This is a genomic window from Mesorhizobium erdmanii, assembly GCF_013170725.1.
In the GTDB taxonomy this organism is placed as follows: domain Bacteria; phylum Pseudomonadota; class Alphaproteobacteria; order Rhizobiales; family Rhizobiaceae; genus Mesorhizobium; species Mesorhizobium erdmanii.
In genome coordinates this window covers 5,884,583-5,910,752 of sequence record NZ_CP033361.1, presented here as the reverse complement: position 1 = coordinate 5,910,752, position 26,170 = coordinate 5,884,583, and the positions used below count along the sequence as shown (strand labels likewise).

Genomic DNA, 26,170 nt, shown 5'->3' with positions numbered 1-26,170 from the left:
TCTTCAGGTGCTTGTTTTCTGCAGCGCCTGTATCACTTGATCCTTTGGTCCGTCGGCGACGATCCTGCCTTGATCGATGACGATAAGACGGTCGGCCAGTTCGAGCATGCTGAAACGGTGGGTTGAAACGATCAGCGTCGTGTTCCGGTCGAAAGCCACTTTGAGCTGCTTGATCAGTTGCCGCTCGGAAGCCAGGTCCATCGATCCCGACGGTTCGTCGAGGAAGACGATTTTCGGTTTGGTCAGCAACAGACGGGCAATCGCCATCGTCTGCCTCTGTCCGCCCGAGAGATTGGTGCCGCGCTCGCCGACATTCATGTCGTAGCCACGCGGGTGGCGAGAGACGAAATCGTCGACGCCGGCAGCCTTGGCCGCCTCGACGATCTGCTCGTCGGTCGCCTCCGGACATGCCATCAGGAGGTTCTCCTTGATGGTGCCCGAAAACAGATCGTTGGCCTGAGCGACGATGCCGACCGCGGCGCGAACCTCCGACGGGTGGTATTGCCGGACGTCGATCCCGTCCAGCAGCAACTCGCCTGAAGTCGGCAGGAAGAGCCTGCCGATCAGCCGGCCCATGGTTGTCTTTCCCGAACCTATGCGGCCGATGATGCCGATGCGCTCACCGGGCCTCACCGAGAAGTTCAGACCGGTCAGGACCTCGTTCTCGGATCCGGGATAGACAAAGCCGACATTCCTGAACGCCATGGCGCCATTGCGGATGGGGCGGTTGACGAAACCCACCGTATCGGGGCGATCCTCCGGCTGCGCCATGATCGAGTTCACCATGCGCAAGGAGAGCATTGCCTGGCGAAGTCTGGATAGGGTGATGGCGATCTGCCCGAGTGGAGCCACCGCCCGGCTGGCCAGCATCACGGTGCCGATGATGGCTCCGGTGGAGACGTGTCCTTCCGAGAAGGCATAGGCGCCTGCAACGATCAGGGCAACGGTGACCAGCTGCTGGATGGCCTGCGTTATATTGCCGGCTGCCGCCGAGAGCTGCTTGATCTTCTCGGACGTGTTGGACGCGTTCTTGGAATGCTCTCCCCATTTCCGCAGCAGATACGCCTCGGCCCGCAGCGACTTGATCGTCTCCAGCGTGGAGATGGATTCGACCAGCAGGGCCTGCCGTTGCGAGGCTTCGTTCATGGAGGCCGCGACGCGTTTGCCGATGCGCCGCTGCGTGATCAGTCCGACGATCACCGCGGCCACGAAGGCCAGCGCCGGTATGATGACCAGCCAGTCGCCTATCGCATAGATGACCAGGAGAAAGATGAACACGAAGGCGGTGTCGATGAATACGCTGATGGTGTTGGACGTGAAGAATTCGCGCACGAATTCATACTGCGTCACCCGATTTGCGTATTCGCCCGTCGAGCCGGGCCGGGCCGACAGGGACGAGTTCAGCACTTTGTCGAACAGCATATAGGAAATGCGCAAATCGGCCTTGCGCCCGGCATAATCGATGAGGGACGCCCTGGCGGTCTTCAGAAGCAGATCGAACAGGATGACCGCGCCGATGCCGATCGACAGCACCCAGAGCGTCGATATTGCCTTGTTCGGCAGGATCCTGTCGTAGACGTTCATGGTGAAGATTGGCGAGGCGATGGCCAGTATGTTGATGAAGACCGCCGCCAGGATAACCTTCGAATAGGTGCGCCAGAACGGGCCCATCGTTCCCGTCAGCCAATGTCGCCGCTCGATCTTCGGTGCCGAACCGACGTTCATCCCTTCGGCGGCGTTGGCATAGGTTATCGAGAAGGAGACGCCGCCACTGATATAGCTGGCCGCCAGCTCGGATCTCGCGATCGTTATGCGGCCGTCTTCCTGGGGAGCGGTGGTGAATGCGCCGTCCTCGGTTTCGGCCAGCAGGGCAATCGGCAATTGGCTGGTGCGAAACACGATGGCGGGGAGGTCGATGCGTCCGCGAAGAAAGTCACGGTGGCTGAACTCGGTGATTTCAAGGCCGATGCGCTCGGCAAGATGTCGGATGGCGTCGATGTCGATGCGCGTGTCCGACAGCGGCACGCCGGCGAACAGCACAGTGGGCGCGCTCGGCCTGCCGAGATATCCGGCAATGGCCGAGAAGCAGGCCTTGAATGCCTCCTTCGGGGAGAGGATGTTGGGTTGCTGATTCACGATCCGCCCACAAGGACTTTCGATCGGTCCTTACATCCGCTCACTTTTTCCTGACCGGTGCCAGAATATCGAACGGCAGGTCATTCTTCTGTTCCGATGGCGTCCGCGCATAGGTCTCGGTGTCGGCCGTTTCCGGTGCGGCGAACTCGGTTCGTGCGTAGGCAGTGGCCTGCTTTGGCGGGTGGATGTCCATTGTTTTCAGCAACTGCCCTGTCGCTGCCAGAAGCCGGTATTGGGCAAAGAGAGAGGCGTAGGATGCGGTGTCCGCCAGCGTCGCCGTGTTGAAGCGCGTGTTCTGCGCGTCCAGCACATCGAGCAGCGAGCGCTGGCCGACCTTGAACTGCTCGCGATAGGACGCAACCAGCTTCTCGTTGGTAGCGGCCTGCAGCTTCAGGGTCTTCGCCAGGTCGGCTTGCCGGAAGCGGCGATCCCAAGACGTGCGAACGGCCTCTTCGATTTCCCGCAGCACCTGATGCAGCGCAAGCCGCTGCTCGCTGGTGCGGCGGATCTGCTCCTGCTCATTGGCCTTGTCGATGCCGCCCCGGTAGAGATTCCACCGCAGCACCAGGCGTGCTTGCAGGTCGGACGTGTCCCCATTGTCGCCGTCGATGTCGTACCCGGCGCGAGCCACGCCTTCGGCGACGATCGAGGGGCCGAATTTCGCCCGGGCCGCGTCCACCAGCGAGGCCGCCGCGGCAATGTCGCTATCGGCCATGTGGACCCGCGGATTGTTTTCCCGTGCAAGGCCAATCGCATCGTCCAGCGACCTTGGCAGCGCGCCGGAAACATCGGCCGGCCTCGATGCATCGGTCAGCGGCTTCCCGACCGTCTTGAAGAACCTTATCCTTGAAGCTTCCAACTCCTCCGCGGCTTCCTGCATGCGGGCCTTGGCCGCGAACAGACGCTCTTCGGCCTGTTGCCGGTCGGCTTCGTTCAAGCCCCCGCCGGCAATGCCTTCCTGGATGTCGTGGAGAATCGCCTGATGGAAGCCCAGGTTCTTCTTTGCCTCGGCCACGATCGAAGCTTGCAGCATGTATTCGAGGTAGTCCTGGACAACCGAAAGCCCGATGAACTCCGACCGCTCCAGGACACGGAACGACGCGCCGTCGACGCGCGAGGCCTGGCGATCGAGTTCGGCGCGCCTTGCGCCGTTGTCATAGAGCGTCTGCGAAACCGTCAGATCGGTTTCCGCCGGATAGAGCGCGTCATTCCCTATCGAGAGCGCGCGTCGCGAGGAATTGTCGAGACGGCGGGCGCCAGCCGACGCTTCCAGGTCGACGCTCGGAAGATAGAGCCCCTTGGCCTGCCGCAATTCGAACTCGATTGCTTCGCGATTTTCTATGGCCTGCCCGATCTCGGGATTGGATTCGACCGCGACCGCGACCGCTTCCTTGAGCGTAAGTGCACTGGCACTTGCGCAGGTCAGCATCGTCGCGGCCATCAAAAGACCAAGCCGCTTCCCAACAGTCGATATGCTTGTCGTATTCATTTAGCCCGCCCCAACGTTTCCCCCCGCGCCCTTTTTCGAGCGCGGAACCAAGCCTGAGCCTGTCCAACGACTATCCAACAAATTCAAGAAATATGTGAGTGATTATTAATTTAGAGGTTACTGAATCCAGGATTTCGGCCACAAGATTGGAAAATGTAGCAAAAATGGCACAAAAAGGGGCGCTGCGGCCCTCGGCCAACGCCGCCTGTGTGGAGTCGAGATGAAGCGGCGTCTCGATGCAAACGCAATCGTATGAAGACCGCACGAGCGTCTTGCAAATCTGATGGCGGTTTCGGCCAAGCTCATGCCGCGGCCGCACGGCGGACTGATGCTGAATTGAGGAGTGCCTGCGCGAATTCCCAAGCACGACCATGGTGGCGCCTCGGCGTTAAGCTTCGCGCAACCTCCGCAATCTATGCTGATGTTAGATTGTCGAGGATAAAATGAAGCGCAGGCCGCTATTACTCTTCGCTTTTCCAGCTTTGATCCTGGTGATTCTGGCGTGCGAGCGAATAGCGACCATGCTGCTCGGAGCCTATCCCGCCAGCCCTGCCATGTGGAGGGTCTGGCTGGAACTGCGCCCCTTGTCGGCGATGTTCTGGCAACAGGTCGATATGTATCTGGGCGGCTCGATGGCCCTCGATGCCGTCATCCTGGTTGCCACGGCCCTGGCGTGCTGGAGCGCTTGCCACATGCGACGGGCGTCCGCCTTCTTCCTGGCCAACCACGTCGCGCTGCTCTTTGCCGGGCTGATGATCGCTTCCAGCAGTCATTCTGAGACGGCGAGCACGGTGGCGGCATTTCCGATGTCCAGCGGCCTTCCATTTGCCCTGAAGGTCGATTTTACCTGGCAGAACAGCCTCGTGCTCCTTCTTGGCTTCGCGGCCTGCGCGTACTGCCACGTCGCCTTCCTTCGCGAAACGCGATTGCGCGGCGAATCCCTGGCCTTGCGTCTGGTGACGTTGGGGCGGGATATCTAGCCCGGCGCTTCGGGCTTCGCCGGAAACGCCGACGCGCCTCAATTGATCTTTCGATAATAGACCTTGCCGTCCGGGGTTTCCGTTCGCTGATAGCCCGGATTCGGGGCAGGGGGCGCGGTGGCAATCCTCCTCTTAGGCGGCCGCGGCGTATCGACAATGGGTTCCGCGGCGATCACGCTGCTGGGAGACGCTTCAGCGACGTTGTTTGCCGCAACGACTGGTTCGGACACGCTCGACGTGCCGCTACCGTCGGTCGGTGGAAGGTTCTTTTCCAACCGGGCTATGTTGCCGTTGATTTCGTTGAAGCTTCCCTGCAGCTGGCTGTCCAGCTTTTCGAACCGGCTCTGGAAGCCGTTGTTGACGGTGTCGAGCCGGGCACCGATCCGCTGCTCGAACGCGCCAAGTTCCTCGAGACGTCCCTCCACGGTACGCAGGTCGTTTATGCCCCGGTAGAGATAGACGGCGGTGGTCGCGTTCAGCACGGCGAAGAGCGTCAATCCGACGCCGACCACGACGGCCAGCCGGGATCTGCTTCTGGCGCGGTCTAGCAGTTGCGGCTCAAGGGGCTCGGCGGTGATGGTCGGTACGTCCGGGTCGCTGATCGTCGTCATTGAACCACCACCTTGGTGCCGACAGGCACGCGCTTGAAGAGATCGATGACATCCGTGTTGGTAAGGCGAAAGCAACCCGACGTGCCGTCGAACCCGACGCCCGAGGGATCGTTGGTGCCATGGATGCGGTAGAGCGTGTCGCGTCCGTCCCGAAGCAGATACAGCGCCCTTGCGCCGAGCGGGTTGTACGGGCCAGACGGCACCAGCTCCGGCAGCTCCGGCTGGCGGGCGCGCATTTCCCGGGGCGGACGCCACTGCGGCCATTCCGTCTTGGCGCCGACCTTCACCACCCCGGTCCAGCCAAATCCGTCACGCCCGACGCTGATCTGGTAGCGCAGCGCCTGGCCCTGGCGGGTCACCAGGTAAAGCGCCTTCTCGCTCTTGCGGATGATGATCGTTCCCGGCTGCTCGGTGGTTGCGAAGGCGACCGCCTTGCGCAGGCTGGGGCCCATTGCCGGCAGCGGCGGCCGGTCCGAAAGCCCTGCTCGCGCCTGGGCGAGGCCCTGGACCGACAGCGCCAGCGTGATGCCCAGCACCCAAGCGCCGGCCAGTCTTGGGGCGATCCGGTAGCTACCGGGCAGCGTCATCGAGCCGCTCTTTGAACATCTTCTTCAGATCCTTGTTGAAGCGGGCGCGGCCATCCACTTCGGAAGGCAGGATCGCCCGGTTCAAGGCATCGCTCAGCAGGGCATTGTCCAGCGCGACCGATTTGATGTGCGGCGCCTTGAAGATCTTCTCCAGTTCGCTGCGCGAAAAATGGTTCCCGAACCATTTGCGCTTGTGCTTGTTGGCGACGAGCGTGATGCTGACCGCGTTGCCGCGCAGTTCGCGGATCTTCTTGTAGAGCCGCTTGCCTTGCCGCAGCGAAGCGACGTTGAGTTCGAAGACGATGAAGATCTCGTCGCTGGTCGACAGCACCGAATTGTGCCAGGGCGTTTCGATGTTGGGCAGGTCGATGACGATGTCGTCGAACCGGTAGGCGACGAGGTCGAGAAGCCGGAAGACGAAATCGCTGCCCTGCGGCTCGAATGGCAGCTGCGGCCGCTCGAAGGCATAGAGGGTGAGGCCGGACGGGCGCGACAGCTTGATGACATCCATAAGCTCGACATCGAGCCGTTCCGGCTGGCCGATGATGCCGGTCAGGTCGAACTGGTTGAACAGATTGAGGTAGGCGCCGCAATTGGCGCTCTGGAAATCGAGATCGACCAGGCAGGTCGACGCCGCGCGCTCGGTCGATTTCGAGGCGAGGTGTTCGGCCGCCGACAGCGCCAGCGTCGTGGCGCCGGCGCCGCCGCTGGCGCTGATGAAGGTGATGATCCGGCTTTTCGTGCCCTGGTTGCCGGTATCGTGGAAGGTCACCGCGTTGAGCAGTTCCTTGCCGTCGAGCGGCTTGTGCAGCCAGTCCGAAGCGTTCATGCGCACCAGAACGCGCGTCTGTTCCGAGGTCAGTTCGTCCGAAACCGCGATCAGCGGCACTGTTGCCCACAGCGCGCGCGCCTCGACGATGCCGGGCTTTGCCAGCAGTTCGCCACCGCCGAGATCGAGGATGACGATGCCCGGGCGCGTATCGGCCGGCGGGCCTTTGAGGAAGTCATCCGTCTCGGAAATCCGGACGTCATAGATCGCCAGCGCATCGAGTCGCGTCGTCACCTCGCGCTTGAAGTTCGGATCGGATGAGAACAGCGCCACCTGCTTTCGCTTGGTCGGCGTAACCTTGGTGTTCATGGCATTCATGGATAGGTGCTCTTCATGTCTTCGCCCGTGACCGTGCTCAGCATGGAGGGCATGGTGATGGTTCCGAGACCGAGAAAACCGGCCAGGAAGAAAAACTGGAAAGGATGTTGTTGGATGCTGACGGTGATCGTGGGTACCGGCCCGTTGGGGCGCGTCCAGTAGCCGAGGCCGGAAGCCTGATACTGGATCTGGACCTCGGATTTCAGGAGGGTAGGCAGGAATGTCAGCATTCCCGGCCGGGTGGCGCTGCCGTTAAAGATAAAATCGAAGGCGGCCTGGTTCACGTTGAGATTCTGGCATGTGGCACCTGTTCCGCAGGTGCAAGATACAGCGCCGGCGGCGCTGGCCGTACAGATATAGCTGTAAGTGTTGGCTGGAACCGCGTTTCCCACATCCAGCGAGTTGCTGGGGGTTTTTGCCTCGAGCAGAAGGCCGCTGGCGATCGGAGATGAAATCTGCGCCAGTCTCGCGCCCGCCTGCACTGCTTTGTTGCCAGCATTCCATTGGTAGAAGGCGTAGCCAAAGTCGACGAAGCCAAGCAGCAGAGTCATCAGCATGGGCATTGCAATGGCCATCTCGACCATTGTCGCGCCGGACTGGTTTCTCCAGAACGTGCCCCGCGACATCACCATCCGAGGACACGCTCCTGATGCAACACAGTGAGCGTCAAGTTGGCAAAGCCAAGATAAGACCAGAGGCCCAGCGTAGGGTACGGATATGAGGTGCTGACCTCCACGACAACGACGTTGGTGGTGCTGCTGAGATAGAGCTCGGTACCGGTCGCGGTATCGATCGCCGGGGTCGATACTACTGGCGTGATGGTGACTTGGCCCGTGGTCCACCCGGTGACCCTCGCGCTCCCGCCCGTGACGGCCCCGTTCACGGCCAGGTTTTTTGCCAACCCTGAACAAGTATTCCAGTCACTGCTGCAGCGTGCCATGTAGCGCGCGGCATCCTCGACGCCCGCTGCGAGAAGCAGGCGCGTGTTGAAGATGTTGGAGAATTCGAAGACACCGGCCGACAACAGCAACACGAACGGCGTGACGATCGCGATTTCGACCAAGGCAGCACCTTGTTCGTCGTGGTGGAACCGCTGGAGGAATTGCTTGAGTTTGATCAACATGGCGCTACCGGTACAATTGCGCTTCGTTGCGCTGCAGCTTCTTCAGCGTGTTTTGGCCGGCGATGGTGCTGATGTCTTGAAACTCGCCGTAGATGTCGGCGTTGGGGGACCCGCCCGCCGGTTCCGTCACGAACACGCTGGCGAAAGCCTGCACCGGCAAGGTCTGGCTGCCGCCCTGTACGGTGTTGGCCACGCAGTCGATGATCGCGACGTAGAGAAGCCTGCGGTCAGCTGTCTGCGTGGTTGTGTTGCACTGTGGCGGTGTTTTCTCCTGCCCGCTTTTCAACGTAGGATTATTGATCTCGTAGTTGTAGACGCAATAGCGGCTGGGGCTTGCGCCGCAGGACGTTATCACACCGGTAGTGCTGGCATTGCCATGGTTCACGGACCAGTAGCCAGCAAAATCCCAGGCGCCATTCCCGAGCACGCCCGCCTGAGTGCAGCCGCCAGAATAGAAGCAATTATCCCGAGGCAAAGCCTTGTAATTATTGGCTTGCCCGCTGTTGGGTGCACTATAGCTGCAGTTCTTGCCGGGCGAAACAACCATGCCTTTTCGGACATTCGGAGCTGGCGGAGCATCCGTGGGATCCAGCTTGCCGCTATTGCCATTGGGATAGATGTCGAAGCGCGTGTTGATGCCATCGTTTACCGGAGGGATATTGCCCGGGCGGGTTGTGACCCCATTCTGGCTGAAGCAAGCCGCTGGACTGGTCACGGCAAACATTTCAGTCAGTTTTTGAGTCGACTTGTCTCCCTCCGGTGTTGCAAGGAAGCCATAGTTGCCAGGGCCATATTGAGCATTGTTTCCGCCTTGCTGCTCCTTGAGCCAGATCATCGGCTTGCTGGTCCCTGAAATCGCAGTCTGCAATGCGCCCAGACTTGTATAGGGATTGCAGATGAACATCGGCGTAAACTGGCACAACGCGTTGGTGAATCCCGCCACCGCTTGTGGCCGCACGTCCATTTTGTCGGTGCTGCCGACGAAGCTGGCTGGAAAAATCGTCGCGAAGGCGCCCGCGCCGTCCGTCGCACCCGATGCGTTCACAGTCACCTCCGCGAACTTTACAGCCTTGGGATCGGTGCTGGCCCAATTCACGGCATTTGAGTCGACACCAGCGGCAGTCAGGGTAATGTCATCGCTCGCCGGTATGCCGGTCAGATAGGTGACCGTGACGTCAGCCAAGACGATTGGATGATCGCCCGATGTCGAAAACAGCGTCTTGTTGGCCAGAAGGCTGGTAACGGCCCGGTTGGCCCGGGTGATCGCATCCGCATTGCCGTCCAGTTCCGCCGCGGCGGCCAGCGCCATCGCGTCGATACCCTTCTGCAGATCGTTGTGAAGCCCGTTGACCCGGCTCATGTCGATGGCCAGCACCGAGAAACCGATAAGCACGGGCAGCATGATGGCCACCAGGATCATCGCTACGCCGCGTTGATCTTTCCAGAAGGCACGAATGGTCCCCAACATGACCTTACTCTCTGCTTTCCTGCGCAAGGGCCCCTCGCATGCCCGGCGCCCTCCGCATCCTTCCGTTCAGTTCACTGCTTTGTCACACCCGACCCGCCGACATTGACCGTGATCGCCGGCGGTGGCGGTGGCGGCGGCGGAAATTTGTAGGCTCGGACAACGGCGGCAGCCCGCGTGCCATCGCCTTCGATATGTGTGTTCCTGGAGGCCGGATTGAGCGGATCGACCGTCTGCAGCAGCGAATTGTATTTCTGCGTGTCGCCGGCGGCCAAGGTCACCGTGTCGTAATGGTTCAGATAGTCCGCGGCGCAGCCCGACAGCGCACCGGCGCATAGGATGAGGATCAAGGCGCTATTTCTTGACATAGAGCATCTTGTCCTTCGATTTGAAGTTGAGCATGTGGCCGTAGGGGCCGGTGACGCCGTCTCCGGTTTCATACTTGCGGATCATGTCCTTGTTCACCTCGAGCTGACCGAGCGCAAAGAATTCCGGGTCGTTGGCCGGCCGCGTCTTGTCGAACGGCGTCGCCAGCTGCTCGCCGGGCTTCACCGGCCGCACGATGTGCGGCGTGACGATGACGACCAGCTCGGTCTCTTCCTTCTGGCTGCTCGAATTGCGAAACAGCGTGCCGATCACCGGCACCTGGCCGAGCCACGGCACCTGGTTCTGGAGCTTCGTCGTCTTGCTCGACAGGAGCCCGCCCACAGCGAAACTTTGGCCATCACGCAGTTCAACCACGGTCGACAGTTTGCGATTGGTGAAGATCGGGTCACCTGCTGTGGTGAAGCTGGTCAGGTCGCTCACTTCCGGCGCCAAGCTGATATGGATCTTGTCGTCGTCGAGCACGACCGGCGTAAACAGAAGATTGACGCCGAATTGCTTGTACTCGATCTGGATCTGACCATTGGCGTCGACGCTGCGGATGGGGACCTGGCCACCGGCGTTGAAGCTGGCCTGCTCACCGGAAAGTGTGGTGAGGTTCGGATTCGCGAGCGTCCGCACGACGCCCTTGGCTTCAAGCGCTTCAATGATCAGGTCGACCTTCAGGTGGCTGTCGATCACCTGGGTGATTAGGGCAGCGAAGGGATTCGACTTTGATAGAAGGCCACTGACCAAGCCGCCGGCTCCGAGTTCCTCTCCGCTCTTGTCGACCGTACCGATGCCGGTTCCAAGCCGGGTCGAGCCACTGCCGTTGGTACCACTGAACGACACACCGAGATCGCGGCCAGCGTTGCGCTTGGCTTCCAGCACGCGAACTTCGAGGTTGACCTGCTGGCTATCATCCACGGTGACTGAGTTGATGATGGCGTCAGGGCCATATTGCTGCGCGACTTCCATGATGGCCGCCAGCGTGGCGGCGTCCTTGACATGGCCGCCAAGCCTGACCTTGCCGTTGATCGAGCCTATTTCGATGCGCGATCGCGGCGACACCTGGCGGATCGCCGCCGCCATGTCGCTGACGTCGACGCCGACCTCGATCTGGATGACGCCGAGCGAGCGTTTTTCAGGAGAGAACAGATTGACCGTGGTGGTGCCGGCGCCCTTGCCGATGACGTAGAGCGTGCGGTCGGTCATCGGCTGGGCATCGGCGATCTTCTCATCGCCGACGACGATGTCGCCGAGATTGGCATTCACCTGCAGCGTCACCGATTGCGACATCGGCAGGAAAACACGATGGACGCTCGGGTTCGACACGTCGATGAACCGGTCGGCCGCATCGGCCCCAAGGCTCGTCAGCAACAACGCGCCCAGACAGGACAACGCCACTGCCGCCTTCCTCAACCAAGTCCCCTGCATCCCCGTCTCCCCAATCGCCGCCGCCGTGGCAGCGTTAATTCGTCGCCGCGCGTCCTTTATGGCTGTCGCGGAACGTCATATGTGTCGAGCTTCACACCTCGGAACACGCCTACTGACACGGTCTTGGGCGGTTCGGGCTGGACGTATTTGACCACTTCCTTGACGACTTCCCGGACTTCCGGCGTCGACACCACGGCCGGAGCGGGCTTGACCTTGCCCAACTCGTCCAGGCGGCTTCCGACTTTTTCAACGGCCTGGGTCAGCCCGGCAATCTTGTCATCGGCGCGCTTGCGTTCCTCGGCAGCCGCAGCTTCCGCTGCTGCTTTCTTGTCGAGTTCGGCCTGCCTTTTGGCGACGTCCTCCGGCGTTTCGCCGGTCAGATCGGAGAGCGTCACACGCTCGGTCGTTTCACCCTTGCTGGCGGCGGCCTGGCGAAGCGCCAGCGACAATTGGCCGGCACCGGCCGCCAGGGTCAGCTTCTGCGCATCCTTGGTGCTGGCTTCCAGCGTCACTGATTTGACGACGGTCGGATTGTCATTGTTCACATCGGCAACCTGGTCGACGGCGAGCACCTTCATGCTCTGCAGCAGCACGTCGACAAAGCTCCTGTCGGCGCCGTCGTCGCCACGCACCGTGCGAGTCAGCAATATATCGACGCGGTCGCCAGGGAAGACGAAGCCGGCGACGCCAAGCACGTCGTTCACCCTGATGGAAACGGCTTTCATGCCTTCGCCAAGCACCGCCGAGAGCGTGGCGCGCTGGCCGGGGCCGGTGATCTTGGTGGCCAGCACGGGCTCGTTGGTGCCGATCGCCTGCAAAGCCTGCCTTGTGCCTTCGCCAGCCAGAGCTTCTTTCGTCGTCTTGAAAGCGCCTGCCGGAACAGCCCCTGCCGGCCACGCGATTTCGCGCAGCTTGTCCTCGCTTAGCATGTCACCGAATTTCAAAGGGACAGCCGCCACCACCACCGTATCGCGCGGGACGTCATCCGTCCGCGCCATGGCATTGCGCTGGCTGGCCAGCCAGATATTGGCGAGCACCACCGCCAGCACGCCGAACACGCCGGCGAGAACGATCATGATAAGTGTATTGGCACGCATCTTCCCACCCCACCATCGCCCGCCGGGCGAATGTAAGCCCCTTCATGGTGTAAAATGCTGGGCCGAAATCGAGTGATTCCGGCCCAGGGAGTTCTAGCAAGTGCCACCGGCAGCGCCGGCGGCAGTGATACCCTTGCCGTTCAGGTTCGCGCAAAGGCCGGTAAACTGACTGCCGACCCATCCTCCGATGGCGATGACCGCAACAATCGATGCCGCGGCAATGATGCCGATCAGGATAGAGTATTCCACCATGGCAGCGCCGCTCTCATCGTCGTGGAACTGCCCGGCTACTTCGATAAGCCACTTCATGGCTACCACTCCTGATCAACCCGGGACGCAAGCGCCAGTGCCGGTGCCAGCAGCGTCGAGACCCTTGCCGTTGAGCTTCGTGCAGAGGCCGGTGAACTGGCTGCCGACCCATCCGCCGATGGCGATGACCGCAACAATCGATGCCGCGGCAATGATGCCGATCAGGATAGAGTATTCGACCATAGCAGCGCCGTTTTCGTCGTCGCGGAACTGCCGGGTCATCGTCATGAGCTTCTTCATGTCAATTTCTCCCTTTGGAGGTTTGAACCCGACGAGACAGAGCCAAGGATGAACCCCATACCCAAGCATCCCCCGTCATCTCGATCCTAGGTCCCGAGAAATTGCAGTGTCAAATGGGATTAAGGGTTCCTTAACTTTCCAATACATGAACTTTCGAGTTCAGGGCGACCTTAAATTTCAGCAAGAGCTTGATTCGTCTAATTTTTCAAGCGCTCTTAACCATTCATTCACAATTATGTCGACACGCTAATTTAGGTACGCCTACTTTAGCAGAATAGCATACCCCTTTATATCTAAGGGGTTATAGCCAATTATGGAACGACTGGCGACGTCAGAGCACGCATAGACCCGGAGAGACCTAAAGATCAGTAAGCCACTCATGTTTTGATGCGTGGAGGCCATAAATAAAAACGATATTTCCTGACGGCGGTTCTTAACTATGTTGAAAGTAATGACCGGGCGTGAGGCGCCCGGGCGCTTGTGCACCGCTTGGTTAACGTTTAGTTTCCGCTAATATGCGCTGGAGGGGAGTATAGGGGATTATGCTGGGGCGGTTCATCAAGGGTGGCGAGGCGCGGATCGAGCCAAGGGCTGACTCGATTGCGGTTCTTCCTGTTGCCCCGGCGCCTTCCGCCGACGTCGGATCGGATGGCGATAATTTCCTGACGCTCAAGGTCGAACTGCACCGCCATTTGATTGACCGCTTCAATCTCTCCGCGCTCGACACGGCCTCCAAGGACGAAATCCTAACCGAGATCAGGCCGATCGTACGCGAGTTTGTGCGCAGCCATAGCGTGCCGTTGAATGCCCGCGAGCTCGATCAGTTGACCAGCGACACGGCCGACGAGATGCTCGGGCTCGGGCCGATCGAGCCGCTGCTCAAGGATGACACGATCACCGACATAATGATCAACACCCACAAGCGCGTCTTTATCGAGCGGCGTGGCATCGTCGAAGAGACGGCAATCCGGTTTCGCGACGAGGCGCATTTGCTGCGTGTCATCAACAAGATCGTCTCGAACATCGGCAGGCGCGTCGATGAATCGTCGCCGATGGTCGATGCCCGGCTGGATGACGGCTCGCGCGTCAACATCGCGGTGCGACCGATCTCCGTTGACGGCCCACTTGTATCGATCCGCAAATTCTCCAAGAACCCTTATTCGCTCGAACGATTGATGGCTTTCAACTCCATTCGACCGCCAATGATCGAGCTGCTGCGCATCGCGGTCCAGGCACGCAAATCGATCTTGGTTTCCGGCGGCACCGGCAGCGGCAAGACCACCTTGCTCAACGCACTGTCGAGTTACATTCCGGCGCGGGAGCGCCTGATCACCATCGAGGATGCGGCGGAGTTGCAACTGCAGCAACCGCATGTCGGACGGCTGGAGACGCGTCCGCCCAATGTCGAGGGCAAGGGCGAGGTTCGCCAGCGCGAGCTGCTCAAGAACGCGCTGCGCATGCGGCCCGATCGCATCATCGTCGGCGAGGTGCGCGGCGAGGAAGCCTTCGACATGCTGCAGGCCATGAACACCGGCCATGAAGGCTCGATGACCACTATCCATGCCAACACGCCGCGCGATGCCATCTCGCGGCTCGAGCAGATGGTCGGCATGGCAGGCATGCCCATGACGCACGACTCCATCCGGGCGCAGATCGCTTCCGCTATCGACATCATCGTGCAGACCCAACGCCTGTCGGACGGCGGCAGGCGCGTGACGTCCATATCCGAACTGACCGGCATGGAAGGCAATGTCGTCCAACTCCAGGAGATCTACAACTTCGTGCGTCGCGAGGTGACAGCGGACGGCAAGGTCATCGGGGATTTCCGCGCCACCGGCGTTCGCCCGCGTTTTGCTCCGGAGGCAGCGACGCTGGGGCATCATTTTGCCAAGGATGCCTTCAATCCGCAGGTTGCACTTTGATGCTGACCGGCCAGGAATTGCTATACTTCATCTATATGCTTGCGGCCGCTTCGGTCATTCTCGCCGGGGAGGCCCTATATCTTTCCTTTGCCGGCCGCCGTTCCCGGATTGGCGTGATCAACCACCGGCTGCGGCGGCTTGCCGAGGAAGCGCCGGCGGAACAGACCTTGCAGGGATTGTTGCGCGAACGTGGGTTGACGGAGTCGGGCGACTTTCTCTTTGGTATGATCTGGCTGAACAGGCTTTACACGCAGTCCGGTATTACTGGAAACCCGATGGTGTTCGCCGCGACCTTTCTCAGCGCTGGACTGGCGATTGCGTTGCTGATGTCGATCTTGCTGCATTTCTCCGCGCTGGCGTCGCTCATCGTTTTTCTGGTGATCGGAATAGGGCTGCCGCTTCTCGTTCTCCGCCGCGCCCGCAACAAGCGGATTCAGAAATTTGCAAAACAGCTCCCGGATGCGCTCGACATGATCGTCCGTTCGCTGCGGGCCGGACATCCAGCTTCGGTCGCGGTCGCGCTCGTAGCTCGCGAAATGCCCGATCCGCTCGGCACCGAATTCGGCATTGTTTCCGATGAAATCACATTTGGTCTGAGTATCGAGCAGGCGGTGCGGAAGTTGTCGCAACGCGTGGGCTTCGAAGGTCTTCACCTGCTGTCGGTGTCGCTCTCGATCCAGTCCAAGACGGGCGGCAATCTTACCGGGATCCTATCCAATCTTTCCGTGGTGCTGCGCGACAGGCAGAAGCTCAAGATGAAGATCCGGGCACTTTCGGGAGAGGGCCGCGTGTCCGCGTGGATTATCTCGCTGTTTCCCGTGGTTATGTTCCTGATCCTTCAACTGCTTGCCCCGTCCTACTACGGCAGCGTCTGGGGCAGTCCGCTTATCTTGCCAGTGTTCACGATTTTCGGACTGTGGGCGCTGTTGGGTGACTTTATCATGTACCGGATGGTCAATTTTGATTTCTGACGGAAGCGAAACACAACCTTGTTTTCGAACATCCATGATCTGAGCATTCTGATCTCTGTCGCCGTCTTTGTGGCGGCGGTTGCGCTGTTCCTGTTCGGCGCGCTTGTCTTCTTGCCGGCGCTGCAGACGCGGACGCTGGTCACACAAAGTCTGATGTCCGAAGGGATTGCCGATCGCCGTTCGCTCGCCGGACAGGAAATGCTCGCGAAGATTTCCGCGCAACGGCCGGTCGACGCCTATTTCCGGTCGATGGAGAAGGAGCGGGACGAGCCAAATGCGCTTGAGGCGAAGCTGTTTCGAGCCGGCTTCTATCAGACCAGCGCGCCGCTCATTTACACCTTGTCACGGCTTGCCGCCGCCTGTGCTGGCTTTCTGGCTGCCTATGCGCTCTTGTCGCGAGTTCTCCCGCCTCAAATGCCCGGTTTCATAGGTTTTGCCGGTTCCGCTCTGTTCGGGCTCGCATGCATCGTGGTTCCAAGTATCCTGCTCGATCGCTTCGAGAGTGCGCAGAGGGAGATCTATCGCCGCGCCTTCCCCGATTTCATGGATATGATGATCACCTGCGCCGACGCCGGCATGAGCCTTGAGGCGGCTGTGGAGCGTGTCAGCAGCGAACTCGCTGGCACGCATAAATGGCTTGGTATCCAGCTTTCGATCATGAATCTGCAGTTGCGTGCCGGCAAGCCGTTGCGGGATGCGCTGCGCGACCTCGCCGACCGAATCGGTCTTGACGAGGCGCGGGCTCTGGCGGTGCTGTTTCGGCAGTCCGAAGAACTCGGCACCAGCCTAACCGACGCTTTGCGGGTCTACAGCGAAGAGATGCGCAGCCAGAGAATTCTTCATGCTGAGGAACGGGCCAATGCCTTGCCGGTCAAGATGATGATCCCATTGGGGCTCTGCATCTTCCCGGTGGTGATGATGGTGATCATGTTGCCCGTGATCATCCGCATGAAAGGCATTTTCTTCTAGATGGGTATATGCTTTGATTCTAAAATGGAGTCGGATGGCTCTTGGGGGATAAAATGACAGCGCCAGTGCGCCTCTCAGTCGCAGCCGCAGCCAGTCTGTTGATGATGGCGCTTGTCGGCTGTCAGACAGATGGTACGGACACCACGGGGGGTGTCGTCCGCACCAACGAACCGTCGAAAGGCGACGTGACGTCGTTTGGCGACGCCTTCGATGGTTTGAAGACGGTCAGCGACGTTGAATATTATGCGTCGGACCAGGCCGTCGCCGAAGCCAAGAACCAGTTCCGCGCGGAAAATTACGGCAATGCGGGTGCGCTGTTCTTCAAAGCGACGCAGCTTGCTCCCAATGACGGCGGCGCGTGGATGGGGTTGGCCGCTTCTTGCGATCGCATCCACCGCTTCGATCTCGCCGACCGGGCCTATGCCAAGGCCTTCAGGCTGGTTGGTGCGTCGCCCGAATACTACAATAATGTAGGCTATTCCTATCTGCTGCGCGGCAAGCTGCAGGATGCGCGCACGAATTTCCTCAAAGCCTATGAACTGGCACCCAACGATCCGACCGTGGCCAACAATCTGAAGCTGTTGTCGTCCAGCGTGCAGAACATAGAGCGGTAGCCAATCCGATGCTGCTTTCCGCTGCACTCCTGTTCAAAGCCTTGGCCATTTTGATCCTTGCCAGAATCGCCTGGAGGGACTTCACGGTGCAGAAGATCACCAACCGTGACGTGTTGCTCTTGCTGTGCCTGGGACTTGGCGCGCTGCAATTGCACTCCGTGCAGACTGGCTCGTGGCTCGAGATGGGCATCAGTGCGCTTGGCGGCCTGATCCTGTTCGCTGCGCTCTTTCCATTCTGGCTATTGCGCAAGATTGGAGCCGGCGATGTGAAGCTATTGAGCGTCACGCCGTTTCTGGTTGGCGGAAGCAACCTCGCTGTCTTTTCCGTGTTGCTGTTGGTCTTTGCAATCGCCACGGCCACGCTCGTCAAGAATCCCTTTTTGCTGCCGGCAGGACTATTTCGCCAATACGTGCAGCACATGGATCGTAAAGGCGTCGTACCGTTTGGCGTGCCCATATCGGCAGCCGCCATCTGCGCAATGGCTACGCAGATATATTCGGCGTTAGTGGTCGCCACCAGTTCCGGAATCTTGAATCAGCTTAACTGAACGGCAGGAGTCCGCCCCGCTGTGCCAAGCGAGGGCCATCCAGCCACATTCACCGGCAACGTCAACCAAAACGCAAACGCTGCGCTGTGAGGGTTAAGTGCGATCACCGCAATGCCTGAAATCAAAATTGAGATCGGCGCCAGGACACGAAGCACGGGAAGAAGGTTGGGGTACTTGGCCTCGATAGGCCGAGCAGATTAATCAAGGATCGAGGCGATATAGCCGTTAACTCTTCTGACACCATATTCTTGTCGGAGCGCGCAAGTAATGTTTCAATGATTGCCTTGGAAGGGGATGGAGATGTTGAACGAGGATTTTCTTGGCCGTATTGCCATCGTCTTTGTCATGACGGTTATGGCGACGTCCGGCGCGCTACCTCTGTTCCACTATTTCCGCCAGGATACCTCAACAAGTTCACTCGCAATCGTCACTCAAGTGGCGTCAACCGTGTTTCTGTTGCTGATGCTTGTGATGACCGTCACCCGCCTTCCGCCAAAAGGAACAGCCCAGGGAATTGAACCGAGACTAACCTCGATAGCTGGAACATTTATGATCCTGCTTGCCTTGAATCTGACGCCGGCATTGCAGAACGAGGGCGCGCAAGTCGTGGCCCTTTGCCTGGTCTTTATCGGTACCGCAAGTTCGATTTTCTGTCTTTATTGGCTCGGTCGTTCATTCTCACTTATGGCAACGGCTCGTCGCCTCGTTACCACAGGCCCGTACTCGGTTGTCCGCCACCCGCTTTACATCTGCGAGGCGATATTCGTTCTCGGGATGATACTTTCGCATTTTTCAGCGCTGATGGTTGCGCTGGGCGCGCTCCAATTTCTTTTCCAATACAGACGCGCAAGAAATGAAGAGTCTATCCTTCAGCAAACCTTCCCGGAATACGACGATTACGCTCGACGGGTCCCCATGCTTTTGCCGCAATTTCTTGGCGGAACCATACCAAACTCTGGCGGCCAATAATCAGGACGCGCCCTGTTGATCTGGTCATTGCAAGTACTTCGCTTCGTTGCCGCGCTGATGGTCGTCTATGTCCACGCAGCGCAGACTGCCGTGCAAGTCACTGGATCCAACGGCCTGTTGCCCCGCGATTTCCAGGTGGTGGGCTTCGCAGGCGTGGACATCTTCTTTGTCATATCGGGGGTGATTATTGCCAGGACGGCACCCGGCCTGACTTGGCGATCTTTCGCCTGGAGACGGTTCCGGCGCATTGTTCCGCTCTACCTGCTGATCAGCATCCCCTATGCGATCGTCGCCTACAAAACCGGCTTCGGCTGGCGGGACGCGGTAGCGACACTCCTGCTGTGGCCGGCTACCGATCAGATGACCGCGCCGGCGCTGCCTGCGGCCTGGACGCTGTGCTTCGAAATGCTGTTCTACGCCGCCGCAACCATCGTTCTCATCGACCGCCGATTGCTGCCGGTACTAGTCGGTATCTTCGGCCTCGCAATGATATTTCGCTCGGCGGGTCCGGTGCCGCAGTTTCTTGGCAACCCCCTGATCATAGAGTTCGGCTTGGGTGTCGCGCTCGCCTATGCGCCTAAGTGGAAATCGGCGGTGTGGTGCCTGCCGGTCGGCGCCGTGGCGATGATAGCTGCTGGATTCATTGGGGCGGCACCGGGAGGGGGAACGATGGAGTTTCTCGCCGGCGATAACGGCTTCCAGCGTGTGCTGGTCTATGGTCTGCCGGCGGCGATGATCGTTTTTGGCACGATGCAGATCGACGCGCAGCCGAGCGCATGGACGGTTCTCGGTGATGCCTCCTATATGCTCTATCTGATCCACACTTTGCCGATAACGCTGCTTCTGATGGTGTGGACCGCTTTTCCGATTCCTCCGGACCTGATCATCGTGATTGGCACAGCCACATCAGTTCTTTTCGCTTGGCGAATGTACATTCGGTTCGAGTTGCCACTTCGGAAATTCCTGCGCCGGCATGATCCCTCTCTGGAAACTGGCTTCCGTCCGTCTGGCTTGGCATCGCCGAATTAGCGGATATCCTCTGTGCTTGCGCCAGGCTGCCGCCAAGTGCAACTGGCTCCGCCGAGCATCCATTTTGGTAGGCAGTTGTGTAAGTTACCATCTGACGAGAGCGTCGATCTGCAACCACCATAAGGGAAGGCAATATGACACTTCACCTTTCGGCAGAAGCCCCGGTCGCGGCCACCCCGCAAAAATATCTCTTTGGCCCGTTCATCGACTTTCTCATGCTTGGTGGCAGCGCGATTCTGATCTTGCCAGTTCTGTATTTTGTCCCGCTAGAGTACGAAAGCCTTCTGGCGGCAGTAATGTTGCTGCTCTCCCATGTCATAAACCAACCGCATTTCGGGCATTCCTACCAGATCTTCTATCGCAATTTCGCGCGCAAGGTGCGCGGCGACGGTTACAGCCGTAGTCTCCAGCTCCGCTACATCATCGCCGGCATTGTCGTGCCCGTCGCCATGGCCGCCTTCTTTGCCTATGGCGCGCTGACGGGGAACGTCCGGCTGCTCGGCAATGCGACCAACGCCATGGGCTTTTTCGTCGGCTGGCACTATGTCAAGCAAGGCTACGGCATGCTGATGGTGGACGCCGTGCTGAAGCGCAAGTTCTTCAGCGATCAGGACAAGAAGGTATTGCTGTTCAACGGCTACGCCGTGTGGCTGTTCGCATGGCTGCAGACCAATGTGGTGATCACCGAGAGGCAGTTCTGGGGATTGCAGTACTACACCTTCGCGGTCCCGCCTTGGCTCATCACCCTCGCCATGGCGATCGCCGCAGCCTCCTCGGCGGCCACCGCCGTGATGTTCATCAACCGCTGGCGCAAGCATGGCGGGGTGTTGCCCTACAATGGCGTCGTCGCCTACGTCGTGTCCCTTTACGCCTGGATCCTGTTCGTGACGCTGAACCCGCTCTGGCTGCTCGTCGTGCCGGCGATGCATTCCTTGCAGTACCTTGCCGTGGTCTGGCGCTACCAGACCAACGTCGAGCGTGATCGTGCGGACGCCATCGAAAAGCCGGAACTGAAGATCCTGTCGATTTTTGGAGCGCTCTACAGGCTGCGGGTAACGACCTTCATCATCGTCGGCGGGATTCTTGGCGCGCTCGGTTTCTGGCTGGTGCCTATCATGCTGATCGACCTGGTCCCCTATGACAAGGCGGTGCTCGGCTCGTCGCTCTTCCTCTTCATCGCCTGGATTTTCATCAACGTGCACCATTATTTCCTCGACAATGTGATGTGGCGGCGCGGCAATCCGGAAGTCTCGAAATATCTGTTCCGCTGAAGCGATCGGTTGAATTCATTCCAGGCATGCCCACCACGGCGGGCAGGCCCAATCCCGGTGCGGACACGATTCATTAACCAAGATGCTGTTCATCGACAGGATGGGTTCGCGCGACGGATGCCCGCCGGCCTGGCCAAGCTGTCGTCCAGTCGCGGGCTTCGGAAAGATGGCTCCGGCGAAGACGTCAAATCGCCCGAAACAGAATGCAAGGCATGACCGTGATTGAACGCGAACAGAATGCGCCCGGCGCTTCCCACCGTTGGACATGGTTGCCGGCCATCGTCGTCGCGGTCCTTTGCCTGTGCGTCACCAGCGCGTTCGCCGAGACGCGCGCTCTCAAGATTCAGCATCTCCATACGGGTGAAAAGGCCGAGATCGTCTTCAAGCGCAATGGCCGCTACGATCAGGCGGGACTGCAGAAGATCAATTTCATGCTGCGCGACTGGCGCCGCAACGAGCCGACCAGGATGGATCCGCGCCTGCTCGACCTCGTCTGGCAGGCCTACCGTACCAGCGGCTCGACGGGCTATATCCATGTGGTCAGCGCCTATCGTTCGCCGGCGACGAACGCCATGCTGCGCGGCCGCTCGAAAGGCGTGGCCAAGGAAAGCCAGCACATGGTCGGCCGCGCGATGGATTTCTTCCTGCCGGACGTGCCGTTGAAGAAACTGCGCGACATAGGCCTCAAGATGCAGGGCGGCGGCGTCGGCTATTACCCGACCTCGGGGTCGCCTTTCATCCACATGGATGTCGGCAATGTCCGGCATTGGCCAGGCATCAGCCGCCAGGAACTCGCCAGGGTCTTCCCGAACGGCAACACATTGCATGTGCCGAGCGACGGCCGGCCGCTGCCCGGCTACGAGCAGGCATTTGCCGCCTACAAATCGCGCAAGGCCGCCGGCACGCCCAATATCGAACTCGCCAATATCGAGCGGGCAAGTGCCGACGGCCAACGCAGGCCGGCGCGCGGTCTGCTGGCGACGCTTTTGGGCGGCCGCGGCGCGGACGAGGCGGACGACATCGCGGAAGCTGTGCCGGCGCCCCGCAAACCGGCCAGGTCGGTTGAGCCCAAGTCCGTTGAACCGAAGCCGGCCGGACAGGCCATCGCCATCGTGTCGCCCGAGCATGCGCAGCGCGCGGACATCCAGATGGCTTCCGCCGCTGCGGCTGAAGCACCCCTCGTCGAGCAAAAGAGCAAGACGCCCGAAGCAATCGTCATGGCGATGGCGCCCAGCGCGGTACCGCTGCCGGCCTTCGCACCCCGCGCCGAGGCCACGTCCAGCATTCCGGTGCCGCGAACCGCGCCGTTCGCGATCGCCAGCGCGTCCACGGCCGAGCCGGGTGCAGCCAATGCCGAAATGCCCTCGGGAAAGGCGGATGCCGCCGCCGCGAGCGTCGCACCGGAGATGGTGGCGCTCAACATCCCGGTGCCGACATGGCGGCCGCAAAGCCAGACAAATCAGGCGCGTCAGCCGGAAACAACCAAATCCGCCGATGCGGTCGGTGCCTTGCTGGCCATGCATCACCCCGATGACGGGCTCGATATGCTGTCCGGCCAGCGCGCTCCGGTCCCTGCGTCGAAACCCGAAGATCGCGTCAGGACAAGCCCCAAGGCCGACCGCGTCCAGCCGCGCCTCGATCCCGAGGCCACCGCCGTCATCGTGCCCGTGTCGTCGACCGGTCGCGGCATTGCCGGTGGCAGCGGATCGGCATCGGCGCCGGTCATTGCAGCGCGTTTCATCCTCACGGCGCCGGAGCAGGTCTACCTCGACGGCTTCCAGCCGCGGGGGCAGACGGCGTCCGATCACCGCCGTTTCACCGGCTCGGCGGTGAAATTCCTGCCCATCGCCAGCTTCAAATAGGACGCGAACGCGCCCGTTCGATCCGGCGTTGTAATGGGCGACACAACCGCTGCTGAGCCATCCGTCGGACCCTGCAAGGTATCTTCCGGCTCCGAGAAGAACCTTGCCGAGGCACCAAGCCTTGCTGGCCGAGTTGCACTGGAAATCGAAGTACCAAGATCTGCATTTGCACTGGTAGCTCGCCTGTGATCCAAGACGGCGCTAAATCCCAGGCCTTGCAGTTGGAGCGCTGAATGACCGGATTGACACGCCGCAGGCTCTTGAAAATGGCCGCTGTCACTGGCGCCGGCGGGGTCGGGCTCTCGGCCATTGGCAGGCTTGGCGGCTGGGCCGCCGCCAGCCCGCAACCGGTGGTGCTGCAGACGGCGAAAATCCAGACGAAGCTGATGGATGTCGGTCCGACCGACAATGTGCTGACCTATGGCAATGCCGGAATGCCGCCGGTGCTGAGGATGAAGAAGGGTGAGCCCTTCGCCGCGCGTCTGATCAACGCCATCGATGATCCGACGACAATCCACTGGCACGGCATCCGCCTGCCGAACAAGATGGATGGCGTGCCCTTCCTGGTGCAGCCTTACGTCTACACTGGCGACCATTTCGACTACGCCTTCACGCCGCCCGACGCCGGCACCTTCTGGTATCACCCGCACTGCAACACGCTGGAGCAGATGGGCCACGGCCTGACCGGCGTGATCGTGGTCGAGAATCCGAACGATCCGAAATTCGACGCCGAATTCGTCCTCAATCTGCGCGACTGGCGTCTTGGCGACGACGGCCAGTTCATCGATCAGTTCCGGCCGCGTGATGCCGCGAGAACCGGCACTTACGGCACGGTGCGCACCGCCAACTGGCTCGACCAGCCGCAATATGACGCGCCGGCAGGGGGGCTGGTGCGGCTGCGCGTGGCGTTCACCGATGTCACGCGCATCTACGCTTTCCGGGTCGATGGGGCCGAGGCGATGGTGATGGCGTTGGACGGCAATCCGGTGCCTGAGCGCTTTTCACCCGATGCCTTGCTGCTCGGGCCGGGACAGCGCATGGAACTCGCGATCCGCATGCCCGACCAGGAGGGCGCGGTGGTCAGCCTGCGGGACGTCAGGGGCACCAAGCCCAAAATCCTGGCGACCCTGCGGGCAGCGGGCATGTCGTTCAAGCGGGACGTTCGCGATGTCGCACCGTTGGAAGCCAATCCGGTGGCGGAGGTGGATCTGGCCAGCGCCCAGCATATTTCGCTGGCGCTCAGTGCCACGGCGGAAAACATCCCGAGCGACGGCATCTGCGGTTCGCTCGGCTACGGCTTCTGGGCCATCAACAAGGTGCCCTGGCCAGGTGATACACCGGATCCGACGACGCCGTTGGCCGAACTGAAGCTCGGCAAGAGCTATGTCATCGACATGGAGAACCTGACGCCGCAGTCGCATCCGATGCATCTGCACGGCATGAGCTTCAAGGTGCTGTCGTCGTCGACGCGACCGGTTCAGCCGCTGATTTCCGACACCTATCTCATCCAGCCCAACGAGAAGGTCAGCCTCGGCTTCGTTGCCGACAATCCCGGCGACTGGCTGCTGCACTGCCACATCATCGAGCACCAGAAATCGGGCATGACAAGCTACGTCAGGGTGGTCTGAAGCCATGTCCGATTAGTTTCGTTGGCAAAAGCGGGTGGTTCCCTGCTATTGCCGCATCCAAAATCAAGAAGTTGTGGACATCCCGCATGACCAATGTCGCCTTGACCGGCCTTGCCCGCGATCTCGCTAGCCGTGCCGCCGAGGGCCGACCGGTGCGCATCGGCGTCATCGGTTCGGGCGAAATGGGCACCGACCTGGTCACGCAGGGCATGCTGATGCCGGGCATTTCGGTTTGCGCCGTCTCTACACGGCGCCCGCACACCGCGCGCGAGGCCATTCGCATCGCTTATGGCGACAAAGCGATGGCGGTCGAGGCCGACACCGCATCGAAAGTCACCGCCGCGATCGAGGCGGGAAAGATCGCCGTTACCTCCAACGAGATGCTGGTCACCAATCCGCTCATCGACGTCGTCATCGACGCCACCGGCAAGCCGGGCGTCGCCGCCGATTTCGACGTGATGGCGATGGAGCATGGCAAGCATCTGGTGATGATGAATGTCGAGGCCGACGTCACCATCGGCTGCTATCTCAAGCAGCAAGCCGACCGGCTTGGCGTGGTCTATTCGGTCGGCGCCGGCGACGAACCGTCGAGCTGCATGGAACTGATCGAGTTCGCGTCCGCGCTCGGCCTGACCATCGTCTCGGCCGGCAAGGGCAAGAACAATCCGCTCAACCACGATGCCGTGCCCGACGACTATCGTGAGGAAGCGAACCGCCGCAACATGAACCCGCGCATGCTGGTCGAGTTCGTCGACGGCTCCAAAACCATGGTCGAGATGTGTGCCATCGCCAACGCCACCGGCCTGGTGCCCGACGTGCCCGGCATGCACGGCCCCAAGGCCGACCGCGACGATCTCGTCAAGGTGCTGATCCCGCGCGGGGATGGCGGGCTGTTGCTGAAGAAGGGGGTCGTCGACTACACCATCGGCAAGGGCGTGGCGCCCGGCGTCTTCGTCATCGTCGAGGCGACGCATCCGCGCATCATCGAGCGCATGGACGATCTGCATATCGGCCATGGTCCCTATTACAGCCTGTTCCGGCCCTATCATCTGACGTCGCTGGAAGTGCCGTTGACCGCCGCGCGCATCGTGCTGTTCGGCAAGCCCGACATGGTGCCGCTGCCACGGCCGGTCGCCGAGGTCTGCGCGGTGGCCAAGCGCGATCTCGCCGCCGGCGAGACTTTCGATGCGATCGGCGAGACCTGCTATCGCTCCTGGACCATGACCGTCGGCGAAGCCCGCAGTCGGCGCGCCGTGCCGGTCGGCCTGCTCGAGGGCGGCAAGGTGCTGAAACCGGTCAGCAAGGGCGAATTGCTGACCACCGACAATGCCGCGCCGGACCAGACGACGAGGCTGTTCGCCTTGCGCCGGCTGCAGGATGAGATGCTGTACGGGACGAACTGA

25 protein-coding genes are annotated in these 26,170 nt (G+C 60.7%); 12 read left to right on the top strand and 13 right to left on the bottom strand.

All coding sequences use genetic code 11. From position 1 onward, the window contains the following. Positions 1 to 3 precede the first annotated feature (3 nt). Positions 4 to 2,136, bottom strand: coding sequence for a type I secretion system permease/ATPase (locus tag EB233_RS28490; RefSeq protein ID WP_081294254.1), 2,133 nt, complete (start codon positions 2,134 to 2,136; stop codon positions 4 to 6). Positions 2,137 to 2,176: 40 nt separating this feature from the next. Then, the gene (locus EB233_RS28485; protein WP_081294255.1) at positions 2,177 to 3,625 is read right to left on the bottom strand and encodes a TolC family protein; all 1,449 of its coding nucleotides are present in this window, start codon (positions 3,623 to 3,625) and stop codon (positions 2,177 to 2,179) included. 443 nt (positions 3,626 to 4,068) lie between these two features. On the opposite strand from EB233_RS28485, the gene EB233_RS28480 reads away from it, so the two are divergent. Beyond that, on the top strand, positions 4,069 to 4,605 hold the full coding sequence (locus EB233_RS28480; protein WP_064991290.1) for a hypothetical protein: 537 nt from the start codon (positions 4,069 to 4,071) through the stop codon (positions 4,603 to 4,605). 38 nt (positions 4,606 to 4,643) lie between these two features. On the opposite strand, the gene EB233_RS28475 is transcribed toward EB233_RS28480, so the two are convergent. The 11 genes from EB233_RS28475 to EB233_RS28425 all read right to left on the bottom strand — a co-directional run bounded on the left by EB233_RS28475 (position 4,644) and on the right by EB233_RS28425 (position 12,984). Continuing rightward, on the bottom strand, positions 4,644 to 5,216 hold the full coding sequence (locus tag EB233_RS28475) for a hypothetical protein (protein ID WP_064991291.1): 573 nt from the start codon (positions 5,214 to 5,216) through the stop codon (positions 4,644 to 4,646). Next, on the bottom strand, positions 5,213 to 5,803 hold the full coding sequence (locus EB233_RS28470) for a L,D-transpeptidase (protein ID WP_064991292.1): 591 nt from the start codon (positions 5,801 to 5,803) through the stop codon (positions 5,213 to 5,215). Before EB233_RS28470 ends, EB233_RS28475 begins: the two co-directional genes overlap by 4 nt. Further along, positions 5,787 to 6,950 carry a CpaE/TadZ family protein gene (locus tag EB233_RS28465; protein WP_064991293.1) on the bottom strand — a complete coding sequence of 388 codons (1,164 nt, stop codon included), beginning with the start codon at positions 6,948 to 6,950 and terminating at the stop codon, positions 5,787 to 5,789. The genes EB233_RS28470 and EB233_RS28465 overlap by 17 nt, the downstream gene beginning before the upstream one ends. Beyond that, the gene (locus EB233_RS28460; protein WP_081294256.1) at positions 6,947 to 7,582 is read right to left on the bottom strand and encodes a TadE/TadG family type IV pilus assembly protein; all 636 of its coding nucleotides are present in this window, start codon (positions 7,580 to 7,582) and stop codon (positions 6,947 to 6,949) included. Before EB233_RS28460 ends, EB233_RS28465 begins: the two co-directional genes overlap by 4 nt. Beyond that, positions 7,576 to 8,073: a TadE/TadG family type IV pilus assembly protein gene (locus EB233_RS28455; protein ID WP_064991294.1), complete on the bottom strand. Its 498-nt coding sequence runs from the start codon at positions 8,071 to 8,073 to the stop codon at positions 7,576 to 7,578. The genes EB233_RS28460 and EB233_RS28455 overlap by 7 nt, the downstream gene beginning before the upstream one ends. Before the next feature lie 4 nt (positions 8,074 to 8,077). Further along, the gene (locus EB233_RS28450) at positions 8,078 to 9,541 is read right to left on the bottom strand and encodes a TadE/TadG family type IV pilus assembly protein (protein ID WP_064991295.1); all 1,464 of its coding nucleotides are present in this window, start codon (positions 9,539 to 9,541) and stop codon (positions 8,078 to 8,080) included. Positions 9,542 to 9,612: 71 nt separating this feature from the next. Continuing rightward, on the bottom strand, positions 9,613 to 9,906 hold the full coding sequence (locus EB233_RS28445) for a hypothetical protein (protein WP_064991296.1): 294 nt from the start codon (positions 9,904 to 9,906) through the stop codon (positions 9,613 to 9,615). After that, on the bottom strand, positions 9,893 to 11,338 hold the full coding sequence (locus tag EB233_RS28440; protein WP_064991297.1) for a type II and III secretion system protein family protein: 1,446 nt from the start codon (positions 11,336 to 11,338) through the stop codon (positions 9,893 to 9,895). The genes EB233_RS28445 and EB233_RS28440 overlap by 14 nt, the downstream gene beginning before the upstream one ends. A 56-nt stretch (positions 11,339 to 11,394) precedes the next feature. Beyond that, a complete protein-coding gene (cpaB, locus tag EB233_RS28435) occupies positions 11,395 to 12,435 on the bottom strand; it encodes a Flp pilus assembly protein CpaB (protein WP_064991298.1) in 1,041 nt (346 codons plus the stop codon). 93 nt (positions 12,436 to 12,528) lie between these two features. Beyond that, positions 12,529 to 12,744, bottom strand: coding sequence for a Flp family type IVb pilin (locus EB233_RS28430; protein ID WP_064991299.1), 216 nt, complete (start codon positions 12,742 to 12,744; stop codon positions 12,529 to 12,531). A gap of 15 nt (positions 12,745 to 12,759) precedes the next feature. After that, complete coding sequence (locus tag EB233_RS28425; protein WP_064991300.1) at positions 12,760 to 12,984, bottom strand: Flp family type IVb pilin; 225 nt, start codon at positions 12,982 to 12,984, stop codon at positions 12,760 to 12,762. Positions 12,985 to 13,526: 542 nt separating this feature from the next. Here EB233_RS28425 and EB233_RS28420 point away from each other — a divergent pair. The 11 genes from EB233_RS28420 (at position 13,527) to EB233_RS28370 (ending at position 26,170) form a co-directional block, all read left to right on the top strand. Beyond that, a complete protein-coding gene (locus EB233_RS28420) occupies positions 13,527 to 14,906 on the top strand; it encodes a TadA family conjugal transfer-associated ATPase (protein ID WP_064991301.1) in 1,380 nt (459 codons plus the stop codon). After that, on the top strand, positions 14,906 to 15,877 hold the full coding sequence (locus EB233_RS28415) for a type II secretion system F family protein (RefSeq protein ID WP_064991302.1): 972 nt from the start codon (positions 14,906 to 14,908) through the stop codon (positions 15,875 to 15,877). Before EB233_RS28420 ends, EB233_RS28415 begins: the two co-directional genes overlap by 1 nt. Positions 15,878 to 15,895: 18 nt before the next feature. Next, positions 15,896 to 16,846 (top strand): type II secretion system F family protein, encoded by a 951-nt coding sequence (locus EB233_RS28410; RefSeq protein ID WP_064991303.1) that lies wholly within the window; start codon positions 15,896 to 15,898, stop codon positions 16,844 to 16,846. 53 nt (positions 16,847 to 16,899) lie between these two features. Then, the gene (locus EB233_RS28405; RefSeq protein WP_064991304.1) at positions 16,900 to 17,460 is read left to right on the top strand and encodes a tetratricopeptide repeat protein; all 561 of its coding nucleotides are present in this window, start codon (positions 16,900 to 16,902) and stop codon (positions 17,458 to 17,460) included. Between the two features lie 8 nt (positions 17,461 to 17,468). Beyond that, a complete protein-coding gene (locus tag EB233_RS28400) occupies positions 17,469 to 18,008 on the top strand; it encodes a prepilin peptidase (RefSeq protein WP_064991305.1) in 540 nt (179 codons plus the stop codon). A gap of 300 nt (positions 18,009 to 18,308) precedes the next feature. Then, positions 18,309 to 18,977, top strand: coding sequence for a methyltransferase family protein (locus tag EB233_RS28395; RefSeq protein WP_064991382.1), 669 nt, complete (start codon positions 18,309 to 18,311; stop codon positions 18,975 to 18,977). Between the two features lie 15 nt (positions 18,978 to 18,992). Further along, the gene (locus EB233_RS28390; protein WP_081294257.1) at positions 18,993 to 20,006 is read left to right on the top strand and encodes an acyltransferase family protein; all 1,014 of its coding nucleotides are present in this window, start codon (positions 18,993 to 18,995) and stop codon (positions 20,004 to 20,006) included. 134 nt (positions 20,007 to 20,140) lie between these two features. Then, entirely contained in the window at positions 20,141 to 21,277 is a 1,137-nt protein-coding gene (locus tag EB233_RS28385; RefSeq protein ID WP_064991307.1) for a hypothetical protein, read from the top strand. 212 nt (positions 21,278 to 21,489) lie between these two features. After that, positions 21,490 to 23,139 carry a peptidoglycan L,D-endopeptidase MepK gene (locus EB233_RS28380; protein ID WP_064991383.1) on the top strand — a complete coding sequence of 550 codons (1,650 nt, stop codon included), beginning with the start codon at positions 21,490 to 21,492 and terminating at the stop codon, positions 23,137 to 23,139. A 233-nt stretch (positions 23,140 to 23,372) separates the two neighbouring features. Beyond that, positions 23,373 to 24,767: a multicopper oxidase family protein gene (locus tag EB233_RS28375; RefSeq protein ID WP_064991308.1), complete on the top strand. Its 1,395-nt coding sequence runs from the start codon at positions 23,373 to 23,375 to the stop codon at positions 24,765 to 24,767. 86 nt (positions 24,768 to 24,853) lie between these two features. Continuing rightward, positions 24,854 to 26,170, top strand: a complete 1,317-nt coding sequence (locus EB233_RS28370) for an NAD(P)H-dependent oxidoreductase (protein ID WP_064991309.1) — start codon at positions 24,854 to 24,856, stop codon at positions 26,168 to 26,170.